10 protein-coding genes and 1 pseudogene are annotated in these 13,902 nt (G+C 38.8%); 10 read left to right on the top strand and 1 reads right to left on the bottom strand.

Translation table 11 applies throughout. From position 1 onward, the window contains the following. Nucleotides 1–119: 119 nt before the first annotated feature. On the bottom strand, nt 120–329 hold the full coding sequence (locus AYS37_RS00625; RefSeq protein ID WP_000849022.1) for a hypothetical protein: 210 nt from the start codon (nt 327–329) through the stop codon (nt 120–122). Nucleotides 330–656: 327 nt separating this feature from the next. On the opposite strand from AYS37_RS00625, the gene AYS37_RS00620 reads away from it, so the two are divergent. The 10 genes and pseudogenes from AYS37_RS00620 to hypE all read left to right on the top strand — a co-directional run bounded on the left by AYS37_RS00620 (nt 657) and on the right by hypE (nt 13,879). Further along, on the top strand, nt 657–4,214 hold the full coding sequence (locus AYS37_RS00620; RefSeq protein WP_001169299.1) for a bifunctional proline dehydrogenase/L-glutamate gamma-semialdehyde dehydrogenase: 3,558 nt from the start codon (nt 657–659) through the stop codon (nt 4,212–4,214). A gap of 26 nt (nt 4,215–4,240) precedes the next feature. Continuing rightward, complete coding sequence (putP, locus tag AYS37_RS00615; RefSeq protein WP_000510242.1) at nt 4,241–5,731, top strand: sodium/proline symporter PutP; 1,491 nt, start codon at nt 4,241–4,243, stop codon at nt 5,729–5,731. 39 nt (nt 5,732–5,770) lie between these two features. Continuing rightward, nucleotides 5,771–5,842 (top strand): annotated as a pseudogene (locus AYS37_RS08935) (DNA cytosine methyltransferase); the annotation flags it as partial. A gap of 313 nt (nt 5,843–6,155) precedes the next feature. Beyond that, a complete protein-coding gene (locus AYS37_RS00610; RefSeq protein WP_001874436.1) occupies nt 6,156–6,938 on the top strand; it encodes a type II restriction endonuclease in 783 nt (260 codons plus the stop codon). A 9-nt stretch (nt 6,939–6,947) separates the two neighbouring features. Next, nucleotides 6,948–7,979 (top strand): site-specific DNA-methyltransferase, encoded by a 1,032-nt coding sequence (locus AYS37_RS00605; RefSeq protein ID WP_001180468.1) that lies wholly within the window; start codon nt 6,948–6,950, stop codon nt 7,977–7,979. 371 nt (nt 7,980–8,350) lie between these two features. After that, nucleotides 8,351–8,908 carry a DNA cytosine methyltransferase gene (locus AYS37_RS00600; protein ID WP_001874433.1) on the top strand — a complete coding sequence of 186 codons (558 nt, stop codon included), beginning with the start codon at nt 8,351–8,353 and terminating at the stop codon, nt 8,906–8,908. Further along, on the top strand, nt 8,886–9,578 hold the full coding sequence (locus AYS37_RS00595) for a DNA-methyltransferase (protein WP_000614901.1): 693 nt from the start codon (nt 8,886–8,888) through the stop codon (nt 9,576–9,578). Before AYS37_RS00600 ends, AYS37_RS00595 begins: the two co-directional genes overlap by 23 nt. Nucleotides 9,579–9,636: 58 nt before the next feature. Next, nucleotides 9,637–10,629 (top strand): agmatine deiminase family protein, encoded by a 993-nt coding sequence (locus AYS37_RS00590; RefSeq protein ID WP_000827175.1) that lies wholly within the window; start codon nt 9,637–9,639, stop codon nt 10,627–10,629. Continuing rightward, nucleotides 10,626–12,878, top strand: coding sequence for a carbamoyltransferase HypF (gene hypF / locus AYS37_RS00585; protein WP_001874432.1), 2,253 nt, complete (start codon nt 10,626–10,628; stop codon nt 12,876–12,878). The genes AYS37_RS00590 and hypF overlap by 4 nt, the downstream gene beginning before the upstream one ends. Before the next feature lie 2 nt (nt 12,879–12,880). After that, nucleotides 12,881–13,879, top strand: a complete 999-nt coding sequence (hypE, locus tag AYS37_RS00580; RefSeq protein ID WP_000378859.1) for a hydrogenase expression/formation protein HypE — start codon at nt 12,881–12,883, stop codon at nt 13,877–13,879. Nucleotides 13,880–13,902: the final 23 nt, after the last annotated feature.

Raw genomic sequence — 13,902 nt, 5'->3', positions numbered from 1 at the left:
CCACTCATAAAAATATCTCCTTTTATCTTATATCAATGTTAAAAAGGTTTTTATTGTAATTTGAGAAAACTTAAAATGAGCTTTATTATCCCCCCCTTTAGCCCCCTCTTTATAAACCCCTAGAATGTAGAATCCCAGTGGTTTAAATTAGAAGAATAAGGGTCAAAAAAGCCCTTAGGCGTGTATTGCACTTCTTTTTTTGTAGAAGCGTCTTTTGAAGAATGGTCTTTAGGAAGACAAGCGAAACGCTGAGTATCAAAGCTAGAACAACCGCTCAATAACAACGCACCGAGTGTGCCAATCATAATACCATTTTTAATTGTTTTCATTTTATATCCTTTGTTTGTAAAATTTGTTATAAATCCGTTTAATTTAAAATCGTTTAATTGAATAAGCTAAACTTTAAATTACACGATGCGAATGGTATAATTTATTTTTAAACGAAAAGTAAATGAAGCTAAAAACAATACAAATTATCACTCAAATTCTTATCATTGTGTAAAAATGCGTGATAAACTCAAACAGGTTGGAATGAGAATTAATTACCGCTAGAACAAAATTTAAAACTTAAAAAACATTACCAATAAATGAGACTTAAAGCCACCCGCTTAAAACATGCTACAATCAAGCCAAATTCTTAAATAAAAGGTAAGCTCATGCAAAAAATCATTGACGATTCACTAGAATTAGCTAAAAAACTGCAAGATAGTATCAGTAACCATTTGAGCGATCAAGAAAAAGCGTTCCATTTTAAAATGCAAAAGCTTTTAAACAACCCTGAAAACAAGGTCATGCTCATAGAGCTTATGGATCGGAGTTTTAGGTGCTTGGACAATAAAGCCCGCTTTGAAATGATTGAGCATGTTTTAGACAAATACAAAAGCCGTGAGATTTTTTCTTCGTTTGAAAAATGGCTTTTAATGGGGTTTTTAAGCTTTGGGAAAATGCTCCCTGATATGAGCGTGCCTTTCTTTGTCAATAAAATCAGAAGCGACACGAAAGCGATGGTCTTGGATCAAGAAGAAAGCCAATTAAAAGAGCGGATTTTAAAAAGAAAAAATGAAAAAATCATTTTGAATGTGAATTTTATTGGCGAAGAGGTTTTAGGCGAAGAAGAAGCTAATGCGCGTTTTGAAAAATACTCTCAAGCCCTAAAATCCAACTACATCCAATACATTTCCATTAAAATCACAACGATTTTTTCTCAAATCAATATCCTTGATTTTGAATACTCTAAAAAAGAGATTGTCAAACGCCTAGACGCTCTTTATGCCCTAGCTTTAGAAGAAGAAAAAAAGCAAGGCATGCCTAAATTTATTAATTTGGATATGGAGGAATTTAGGGATTTGGAGCTCACGGTGGAGTCTTTTATGGAATCCATCGCTAAATTTGATTTGAACGCTGGTATTGTGCTGCAAGCCTATATCCCTGATTCTTATGAATATTTGAAAAAACTGCACGCTTTTTCTAAAGAAAGGGTTTTAAAAGGGTTAAAGCCCATTAAAATCCGCTTTGTTAAGGGAGCGAACATGGAGAGCGAAGAGACTATCGCTTCCGTGAAAGACTGGGCGTTACCCACATTTTCCAACAAGCAAGACACCGATTCTAATTACAATAAAATGTTGGATTTTGTTTTAGAGGGCGATAATTATAAATACATTCATATCGGTGCAGCGAGCCATAATATTTTTGAAATCGCTTATGTCTATACGCGCATCCATGCCCTTAATGACCCTGTTGTGTTGGAGCATTTTAGCTTTGAAATGCTAGAGGGCATGAGCTTGCAAGCGAGCCAGGAACTAAAAGAGATGCACAAGCTCATTCTTTATGCGCCGGTGTGCGATGAAGCGCATTTTAACAATGCGATCGCTTACTTGGTGAGGAGGCTAGATGAAAACACCTCAAGCGATAATTTCATGAAAGCTTTCTTCAATCTCAAAGTAGGCACGAGCGAATGGAAAGACCAAGAGCAACGCTTTTTAAACAGCCTTAAAGGAATCGCCACTTTAGACAACGCCACCCACAGGACCCAAGACAGAAACGCCAAACAAACCGGCCACACCACCTACCCAAACCACTCCTTTAAAAACGAAAGCGATACCGATTTTATTTTAAAAGCCAACCGAGAATGGGCTAAAAAAGTGCGCGAGAAAATACATAACGCTCCTATTTTAGAGCTTTACCCAGAAATAGATGGGAGGTTTGAAGATCCTAATTTAACCCCTTTAGAAGTCTTTGATAGAATCCATCATAAAAAAATCGCCAGCGTGCATTTAGCGGATAAAGAAGCGATTTTAAAAGCCCTAGAAGTGGCTAAAAGCGATAAGAGTCATTTCAGTCAAAAAAGCTTCACAGAAATCCATGCTTTATTGAGTCAAACCGCCCAGATTTTTAGAGAAAGGAGAGGCGATTTAGTAGGGATTTCGGCTTTAGAAGTGGGTAAGACTTTCGCTGAAACGGACGCTGAAGTGAGCGAAGCCATTGATTTTTTAGAGTTTTACCCTTACAGCTTAAGGGTGTTACAAGAGCAAAACCAAAAAACGAAATTCACCCCTAAAGGCGTGGGCGTGGTCATCGCTCCATGGAATTTCCCTGTGGGTATTTCTGTAGGCACTATCGCTGCCCCCCTAGCCGCTGGCAATCGGGTGATTTACAAGCCCTCAAGCTTGTCTAGCGTAACGGGTTATAAGCTTTGTGAGTGCTTTTGGGATGCGGGCGTACCTAGAGATGCACTCATTTACTTGCCCTCTAAAGGGAGCGATATTAGCGAACACCTTTTAAAAGATGAAAGCATCCAGTTTGCCATTTTAACCGGGGGCGAAGACACCGCTTATAAAATGCTAGAAGCTAACCCCACTTTAGCCTTGAGCGCTGAAACGGGCGGTAAAAACGCCACCATTGTGAGCAAAATGGCAGACAGAGATCAAGCGATTAAGAATGTCATCCATTCAGCTTTTAGCAATTCAGGGCAAAAATGCTCCGCCACTTCGCTTTTAGTGTTGGAAAAAGAAGTCTATGAAGATGAGAATTTCAAAAAGACTTTGATAGATGCGACTCTAAGCCTTAGCGTGGGCGATCCTTTTGATTTCAAAAACAAAATCGGCGCTCTAGCGGACAAGCCTAATGAAAAAGTCATTAAAGCCATAGATGAATTGAAAAGCTATGAAAATTACGAAATCCCGGCAAGCTTTGTTGGTGATAACCCCTACTTAATGAAGCCAAGCATCAAATACGGCACTAAAAAAGGCGATTTCACGCACCAAACTGAGCTTTTTACGCCCATTTTATCCGTGATGGAAGCGCAAGATTTAGACGAAGCGATAGAGATAGTCAATTCTACCGGTTACGGGCTGACTAGCGCGTTAGAGTCTTTAGACGAAAGGGAGTGGGAATACTATTTAAAACGCATTGAAGCCGGTAATATCTATATCAACAAGCCCACCACAGGGGCGATCGTTTTGCGCCAGCCTTTTGGGGGGATTAAAAAATCCGCTGTGGGGTTTGGGAGGAAGGTAGGTATTTTCAACTACATCACGCAATTTGTGAATATCCACCAAGACGAAGAAGACGAACACGCCCTAAAAAACCCCTTAAGCGAAACTTTAGAGGGCTTGATTCAAAAAGGCTATGACGAACACACGCATGAGTTGAAGCGCGCGATTTTTATGGCAAAGAGCTACGCTTATCATTATAAACATGAATTCAGCCAAGCTAAAGACTATGTCAAAATCAGAGGCGAAGACAACCTCTTTTCCTACACTAAGGTTAAAAGCGTGGGCTATCGCATCACCGAAAAGGACACCTTAAGCGACATGTTGGGCGTGGCTTTAGCGTGTTTAATCTCTCAAATCCCTTTAACGCTCAGCATAGAAAACGAACGAGCGAACAAAGATTTACCATTTTTCTTAGAATGCTTAAAAGCGCTCCGAGCAAACACCCCCATTGTTTATGAAAGCTTGCAAAAATTTAGCGAGAAATTGAACGCTTTCAATCGTGTCCGTTATTTAAAAAGCGATTTGGATTTATTGCATGAACAAGCGAGCAGATTAGGGATTGTTTTAGCCACGGCTAAACCATGCTTAAACGGGCGTTTTGAATTGCTGTATTACCACTTAGAGCGATCGGTTAGCATCTCTTATCATCGTTACGGGAATTTAGGCTCAAGGGTTTTAAGGCAACCAACTTGCCACAAATCATGTTGTGCTGAAAAATAAATATTGTATTAGATAAGGAGATCAAAATGGGACATGTTGTTTTAAGCACCCCTATTATTACGATGTTTGTCGTTTATTCGCTGTTAATGCTCTATATTGGTTTTTATTTTTACAAACAGAATGAAACGACTGAAGATTATTTCTTGGGCGATCGTTCCATGGGTCCTATCATTAGCGCTTTGAGCGCGGGGGCGAGCGACATGAGCGGGTGGCTTTTAATGGGATTGCCTGGAGCTTTATATGTGGGGGGTTTAATCAATTCACACATCGCCATAGGGTTGAGTTTGGGCGCGCTCATTAACTGGGTTTTTGTGGCTAAACGCTTACGCATTTATACGAGCGTGATCGCTAATTCTATCACCATTTCAGATTATTTTGAAACGCGCTTTAGCGATGATAAACACATCTTGCGCTTGATTTCAGCTTTTGTGATTTTGATCTTTTTTATTTTTTACATTTCTTCAGGGCTGGTGAGTGGGGCTAAACTCTTTGAAGCGACCTTTGGCATTCAATACACTTACGCTTTAAGCATTGGCACGCTGATTATTGTTTCTTACACCTTTTTAGGGGGGTATAAGGCGGTGTGCTGGACGGATTTGATTCAAGGGCTTTTGATGATGAGCGCTTTAATCGTGGTGCCGATCGTTATGATAATCCATCTTGGAGGGATTGGAGAGGGGATTAAGATCATTAGAGAAATCAAGCCTGAAAACCTTTCTTTCTTGCAAGGCTCTAGCATAGTCGCCATTATTTCAAGCCTTGCTTGGGGGTTAGGCTATTTTGGGCAACCTCATATTTTAGTGCGTTTCATGTCTATCCGCTCCATTAAAGATGTCCCTAAAGCGACCACTATTGGGATTTCTTGGATGGTTATTTCTTTGATTGGGGCATGCGTTATGGGGCTTTTAGGCGTTGCGTATGCGCATAAATTTGATTTGAGTTTAGAAGACCCTGAAAAGATTTTCATTGTGATGAGTCAATTGCTCTTTAACCCTTGGATCACAGGCATTTTATTGAGTGCGATTTTAGCGGCGGTGATGAGCACGGCCAGTTCGCAACTGCTTGTAAGCTCTTCTACCATTGCTGAAGACTTCTATGCGACGATTTTCAATAAAGACGCCCCGCAAAAACTAGTGATGGTTATTTCTAGGCTTTCGGTTTTAGGGGTGGCTTGCATCGCTTTTTTCATTTCAACGGATAGAAACGCCAGCATTCTCAGCATCGTAAGTTACGCATGGGCTGGCTTTGGCGCGAGCTTTGGCTCTGTGATTTTGTTTTCACTTTTTTGGTCAAGAATGACGCGCGTTGGCGCGATTGCTGGCATGCTCTCTGGGGCCAGCACGGTGATTTTATACGATAAATTTGGCAAAAGCTTTTTGGATATTTATGAAATCGTTCCGGGCTTTATTGTGGCGAGCATAGCCATTGTGGTGTTTAGTTTGTTTTCTAGCGTGCGAGCAGGCACTAAAGAGGCTTTTGAAACCATGCTTAAAGAAATTGAGAGCTTGAGGCATTAAAACGCTTCAAATGAGTTTAGTTTAATCCTTAATCCCCCTATGCTCTTTAATCAAACCTTAACCTATATTTCTTTATTTTCTGGGGCAGGAGTGGGGTGCTATGGGCTTTTAGGATATAGGAACTATGATAGATCAAAATTTGAATGGCGATTATAGGATCTATAATGAGATAATCAATTTTTAAAAAATGAAAGGTTATTGTTGCTTGTTTCTTACTTTTTAAACGCTATTGACCCCTTTAATTTGAGTGTTGTTGAGCCGTTTCCAAATTAAAAATGGTCGTCTTTATTTGATAAAATAGCGAACTTTAAAAACTTATTTTTCAATCAAAAACACTTCTTATCCTAAAATTATTTTTAGAAATTTAAGCAATATTTTTGTTACAATCCATGCAGTGAAACTATTTTTCAAAAAGGTTAAATTGGTGAATTATTGGACAAAGCTAAGCATAGAATACGCTAATCAACGCTCCTATTTGGATGACTTGTTTCAAGTATATCCTACAATTCCAGAAGGTTTGAGAGAGATTGATTCAAAAATTTGGTCTAATGTTGAATATCATTTTAAACGAAAAGACAATTTAGCCTTAATAACTGAATTGCTTAATTTAGATTTATTCCCTATTAAAGATAGTTATATGGCTTATTTAAAACGGGATAAAAGCGCTTTAGAACGCAATCCAAGAACAATTAATCGTATTTGTGGGAGATTGTATGAAATGGGGCTTAATAAAATTTTTGAAAAATGCAGTGAACCAAAAGAAACAAACCGCCAAATCGGTCCTATGTTTAAAGATTGGATCAATAATAAATCTTTAGGTGTTGAGCCTGTAGATTTAAATGATTTTATAGCGAATGAAAACGATGCCATTTTAAAAGCAAGCGATAATGTCATGGCAGAATTTGCCAAATCTCATTTAAATTATCACCATCATAAAGGGCTAGACTTTGTGGCAAGATTTAACAAAAAATACATTATTGGCGAAGCTAAATTTTTAACTGATTTTGGAGGACACCAAAACGCTCAATTTAACGACGCTATCAACACAATTGAAACGCCCAACATCAAAGCGATTAAAGTAGCTATTTTAGATGGCGTATTATATATTGAAAGCAATAATAAAATGCGTAAATTGCTAGATACTACTTATAGAAACTATCATATTATGAGCGCGTTAGTGCTACGAGAATTTTTATACCAAATTTAAATAAGAGAAATGCAAAACTTATTGATACAAGCAGAAAATTCAATCGCTCTACTTTTTTTGTTAAATGACAAAAACCTAAAAGGAAAAATAGATTTGATATATATTGACCCTCCATTTGCTACAAACAATCATTTTACTATCACAAATGGTAGAGCAACCACAATTAGCAATTCTAAGAAAGGCGATATTGCTTATAGCGACAAAGTAGTGGGTATGAATTTTATAGAATTTTTAAAGCAGCGCCTAGTATTGCTTAAAGAATTGCTTTCAGAACAAGGCTCTATCTATGTGCATACAGATTATAAGATAGGACATTATGTTAAGGTAATGTTAGATGAAATATTTGGCATACAAAATTTTAGAAATGAAATCACACGCATAAAGTGCAATCCTAAAAATTTTAAAAGGATGGGCTATGGCAATATAAAAGATATGATTTTATTTTATTCTAAAGGAAAAAATCCCATTTTTAACGAGCCTAAGATCCCTTATACGCCACAAGATTTAGAAAAACGATTCCCTAAAATTGACAAGGATAAAAGGCGTTACACTACCGTTCCAATACATGCTCCAGGAGAAGTAGAAAGTGGCGAATGCTCTAAAGCATTTAAAGGCATGCTACCTCCAAAAGGGCGGCATTGGCGTACTGATATTGCCACACTTGAGCGTTGGGATAAAGAAGGTTTGATTGAGTATTCTAACAATAATAACCCTAGAAAAAAAATTTATGCCTTAGAACAAGCTGGCAAAAGAGTCCAAGACATCTGGGAATTTAAAGACCCACAATATCCAAGCTACCCTACAGAAAAAAACGCTCAATTATTAGACTTAATCATTAAAACCTCTTCTAATAAAGATAGTATTGTTTTAGATTGTTTTTGTGGTTCTGGAACAACCTTAAAATCTGCATTTTTATTGCAACGAAAATTTATAGGCATTGATAATTCCAGTTTAGCTATCAAAGCTTGCAAAAACAAGCTTGAAACAATAACAAAAGACTTGTTTGTTTCTCAAAATTTTTATGATTTCCTTGTTTTTTAAAATTGTATTGGGTCAAAGATAGCTCCAATAAAACTTGATACAAGTTTTCTTTTACGCTTAAACTCACGCTTTTTTTAAATGGAGTCAAAAAACTCACTATGTTAATTGATATGATTGTATTCTTTTGCAAACCTATTTTTGAATGCTAAAACCCTATGATGTGTTTAAAAATTTAAATGACACTCCCAAGAAATCCAATGATGCGCTTATTCAATATCGTAAGTCTTTTAACTTAAAGCTCTTTGATGAGAGTTTAGATTGAAATTTTTTTAAATCATGCTCTGTTGGTAGCATTAGCAGTATGATAAAACCTTTAAACAAAAACTAATGAGCGTTATTTTATAATCCTTTAAAAAAATGAAAGGTTATTGTTGCTTGTTTCTCGCTTTTTAAACGCTATTGATCCCTTTAATTTAGGGGTGTTGTTGAGCCGTTTTCAAATTAAAAATGGTTGTATTTATGGGGTGTGCTCTTATAGGGCTTCAAAATTTACCTCTGGCTATGAAGAAAGCAAAGCACGAGTTTTAAACGCTCTCAATATTTTAAGCGCGCATCAAATTTGGCAATCCAATCAAGAAAGCGTTACAAAAATCAAAGGAACTTTTGTTTTCATTTTAGAAAACGACTTAAATTTAGACGAAAACGCTTTTTATAAGAAACTTTTAAACCTGCTCATAGACAACGACTTTTTTAACCGCTCTCATTTAGTAACTCCGAGCAATGGCACCAACTCCCACCCTGAATTGCACCGCTCTATCACGCCCAGAGAAGCCGCCAGGATACAGAGTTTTAGCGATGATTATATCTTTTATGGTAATAAAACGAGCGTTTGTAAGCAAATCGGTAACGCTGTGCCCCCTCTTCTAGCCCTAGCCTTAGGCAAAGCGATCTTAAAAAGCACAAGAAATGATACAGATTTATCACGCTGACGCTTTTGAAATCATCAATGATTTTCACCAGCAAAATTTAAAAGTGGATGCGATCATCACGGATCCTCCTTACAACATTTCGGTTAAAAACAATTTTTCCACCCTAAAGAGCGCTAAAAGGCAAGGCATAGATTTTGGGGAATGGGATAAAAATTTCAAGCTTTTAGAATGGATCACACATTACGCCCCTTTAGTCAATCCAAACGGCTGCATGGTGGTTTTTTGCTCTTACAGGTTTATAAGCTATATCGCTGATTTTTTAGAAGAAAACGGCTTTGTAGTCAAAGACTTTATCCAATGGGTTAAAACCAATCCCATGCCAAGAAACATCCACCGGCGCTATGTCCAAGACACAGAATTTGCCCTATGGGCGGTTAAAAAGAAAGCCAAATGGGTGTTTAACAAACCTGAAGATAAAAAATATTTACGGCCTTTGATCTTAAAAAGCCCTGTGGTGAGCGGGATTGAAAGAGTGAAACACCCCACGCAAAAAAGCCTAGCCTTAATGGAAAAAATCATTTCCATCCACACAAACCCTAATGACATCGTGCTAGATCCTTTCATGGGGAGCGGCACCACCGGCTTAGCGTGCAAAAATTTAAAACGAAATTTTATCGGTATAGAATCAGAAAAAGAATATTTTCAAATCGCGCAAAAGCGTTTGAGCTAGCTTTTAAAAACGCTATTTGAATGAGATTGTGTTATAGTTGCTTAAAAGGATATTTTTAATGAAAAGAATGTTAGCGGAGTTTGAAAAAATCCAAGCGATTTTAATGGCGTTCCCCCATGAGTTTGGCGACTGGGCGTATTGCATTGAAGAGGCCAGAGAGAGCTTTTTACACATCATTCAAACCATAGCCCAACACGCTAAAGTGTTAGTGTGCGTCCATACTAACGATATTATCGGTTATGAAACGCTTAAAAACTTACCCGGTGTAGAGATCGCAAGGATTGACACCAACGACACATGGGCTAGGGATTTTGGAGCGATCAGCGTTGAAAATCAGGGCGTTTTGGAGTGCTTGGATTTTGGCTTTAATGGCTGGGGGTTAAAATACCCGTCCAATTTAGACAATCAGGTGAATTTCAAGCTCAAACATTTAGGGTTTTTAAAACACCCTTTAAAAACGATGCCCTATATTTTAGAGGGCGGGAGCATAGAAAGCGATGGGGCCGGGAGCGTTTTAACCAACACCCAATGCCTGCTAGAAAAAAATCGTAACCCCCATTTGAATCAAAATGGAATAGAAAACATGCTTAAAAAGGAATTAGGGGCTAAACAAGTGCTGTGGTATTCTTATGGCTATTTAAAGGGCGATGATACCGATAGCCATACCGACACGCTCGCTCGTTTTTTAAATAAAGACACCATTGTTTATAGCGCATGCGAGGATGAAAACGATGAGCATTACACAGCCTTAAAAAAAATGCAAGAAGAATTAAAAACCTTTAAAAAACTAGACGGCACGCCTTATAAACTCATCCCCCTAGAAATCCCCAAAGCCATTTATGATGCAAACCAACAACGCTTGCCGGCGACTTATGTGAATTTTTTATTGTGCAATAACGCTCTGATTGTCCCCACTTACAACGACCATAAAGACGCGCTCATTTTAGAAACCTTAAAACAACACACGCCCTTAGAAGTGATAGGGGTTGATTGTAATACTCTAATCAAACAGCATGGGAGTTTGCATTGTGTAACGATGCAGCTTTATTGAATAAGATCACGCTTTTTGGCGTAGTTCAGGGCGTGGGCATGCGCCCTTTTGTTTATACCCTGGCTCAAAAATTAGGGCTTGTAGGCTTTGCGCGTAACGCCCAAGCGGCTTTAGAGATTGTCTTACCCGCTCATAAAACAGAGTCTTTTTTAAACGCCCTAAAAAAAGGATTGCCCCCCTTAGCGTTGGTGGAAAAAATCATTATTAGCCCTTATGATAAGGCGCTTCATTTCAATGATTTTAGGATTTTAGAAAGCAAGAACCACCCCTTGAATTTACTCAGTCAAATCCCTAAAGATTTAGGCGTGTGTGAGGATTGCTTGCGCGAAATCAGAGATAAAAACTCCCCCTATTTTCATTACGCTTTCAATTCTTGCGCGAAGTGCGGGGCGAGATACAGCCTTTTAAACGCCCTGCCCTATGACAGAGAAAACTCCGCCTTAAAACCTTTCAAACTCTGCGGATTTTGCGCATCCGTTTATAAAGACGCTCATAACAAACGATTCCACATTCAAGGCATCAGCTGCAAAAAGTGCGGTATTGCGCTCAATTATAAGCGATTCAAAAATGATGACGCACTTTTAGAATGCGCTAAAGACATTCAAAAGGGTAAAATCATCGCTCTTAAAGGTTTGGGGGGCTTTGCTCTCTTGTGCGATGCGAGGAATTTTAAAACCATAGAGAGGTTACGGCTTTTAAAAAACCGCCCCTTAAAGCCTTTCGCACTCATGTTTAAAGACCTAAATTCAGCCAAACAGCATGCGTTTTTGAACGCATTAGAATGCGAAAGCTTAAATTCGGTAAGCGCCCCCATTCTTTTAGTGCGTAAAAAACCTGACACCCAATTAGCCCCCAATATCGCCAAAAACTCCCCCTTTTATGGCGTGATTTTGCCCTATACCCCTTTGCATGCTTTATTACTGGATTTATTGGATTTCCCTATTGTATTCACGAGCGCAAATTTCAGCTCCCTCCCTTTAGCGAGCGATGAAAAAGAGATCGATTCGCTTCATTTTATTTTTGATTTTAAGCTCACGCACAACCGCGCCATCATCCACAGGATTGATGACAGTATCGTGCAGCGTGTGGATAATATCATTCGCCCCATGCGTTTGGCTAGGGGGTTTGCCCCCCTTTACCTTGCTTTGCCCAAACGCTCTAATGGTTCGCAACAAAAGATTTTAGCGCTTGGAGCGGAGCAAAAAGGGCATTTTAGCTTATTGGATAGCGAAACTTCTGTTCTTTTACTCTCGCCTTTTTGTGGGGATTTGAGCGTTTTAGAAAATGAAAAGCACTTTAAAGAAACTTTGAATTTTTTCTTAAAAACCTATGATTTCAAGCCCACGCTCTTAGCTTGCGACAAGCATCAAAACTACACCACCACTCAAATGGCTTTTGATTTTAATGCGCCCTTATTGCAAGTCCAGCACCACCATGCCCACTTTTTAGCGAGCGTTTTAGATGCATTATTACAAGATCCGCATTTAAATCACCCCTTTATAGGTATTGTTTGGGATGGGAGTGGGGCTTATGAAAATAAGGTTTATGGGGCGGAGTGTTTTGTGGGGGATTTGGAACGCATTGAAGAAACCGCCAGGTTTGAAGAATTTTGGCTTTTAGGGGGGCAAAAAGCGATCAAAGAGCCTAGAAGATTGGTTTTAGAAATCGCTTTAAAACACCAGCTCAACAAGCTTTTAAAACGCGTTCAAAAGCATTTCAAAGAAGACGAATTAGAAATTTTTAAACAAATGCATGACAAAAAAATTCAAAGCGTCGCCACCAATTCCATAGGGCGTTTGTTTGATATAGTGGCGTTTAGTTTGGATTTAGTGGGAACGATCAGTTTTGAAGCAGAAAGCGGGCAGGTTTTAGAAAATTTAGCCCTACAAAGCGATGAGATCGCCTTTTACCCTTTTGAAATCAAAAACAGCGTGGTGCGTTTGAAGGAATTTTATCAAGCGTTTGAAAAGGATTTGGGCGTTTTAGAACCCAATCGCATCGCTAAGAAATTTTTTAACAGCTTAGTAGAAATCATTACCGCTTTGATTGCGCCTTTTAAAGAGCATGTCGTGGTGTGCAGTGGGGGCGTGTTTTGCAACCAATTGTTGTGCGAACAATTAGCCAAGCGATTCAAAAAGCTTCAAAGGGAGTATTTTTTCCACAAGCATTTCCCCCCTAATGACAGCAGTATCCCTGTCGGTCAAGCCTTAATGGCGTATTTCAACCCTATAATCATCAAAAAAGGATAAAAATGGATAGCGTAACTCTAGCATGCGGGAACGGAGGGAAAGAAACAAACGCTTTAATTGAGCGAGTCTTCATGCCTTATTTAAAAGAATGGATTGTTGCGTTTGATGAAGACGCCCCTACATTTGAAGCTAGTGGGGAATATTGCGTAAGCACGGATAGTTTTGTCATCACGCCCTTAATTTTTAATGGGGGCGATATAGGCAAGCTTTGCGTTTGCGGGAGCGCAAATGACGTGAGCGTGCAAGGGGGCGAACCTCTGTTTTTGAATATGGGTTTTATTTTAGAAGAAGGCTTAGAAATCCCTCTTTTAAAGCAAATCTTACAATCCATACAAAAAGAATTGTTTAAAGCCAACCTAAAACTCCTTTCCCTAGACACTAAAGTCGTGCCAAAAGGGAGCGTGGATAAGCTTTTTATCAACACAACTTGTATTGGTAAAATCATCAAGCCAGGGATTTCTTCGCGCCATTTACAACAAGGGCAAGCCATTATCCTAAGCGACACGATCGCCAATCATGGGGCAAGCTTGTTTGCGATGCGTCATGAAATCAAGCTTAAAACGAATCTAGAAAGCGATTGCCAACTACTCTATCCCTTATTAAAACCCCTATTTTTAAGCGATCTCAAAATTGATGCTTTAAGAGATGCGACTAGGGGCGGGTTAGCGAGCGTGCTGAACGAATGGGCGAACAGCTCCAGAGTGAAAATCGTCATAGAAGAAGAAAAAATCCCCTTAAAAGAAGAAACTAAAGGGATTTGTGAGATTTTAGGGCTAGAACCCTATACGCTGGCTAATGAGGGGGTGTTTGTGTTAGCGCTCAATCAAAAGGACGCCCCAAAAGCCTTAGAAATTTTAAAAAGTAATGAGAAAGCGAAAAACGCTTGCGTGATCGGCAAAGTGTTTGAAAACCCTTATCCTAGCGTGGTTTTAAAGAACGCATGGGGTTTTGAAAGGATTTTAGAGATGCCAGAGGGCGAATTATTGCCTAGGATTTGCTAAAACTAAGGCGCTTTTTAAAACCC

The organism is Helicobacter pylori NQ4053 (assembly GCF_000274605.1).
In the GTDB taxonomy this organism is placed as follows: Bacteria; Campylobacterota; Campylobacteria; order Campylobacterales; family Helicobacteraceae; genus Helicobacter; species Helicobacter pylori_CV.
Note: the sequence above shows the minus strand (reverse complement) of the source record. Positions and strands in the feature narration are given on the sequence as shown.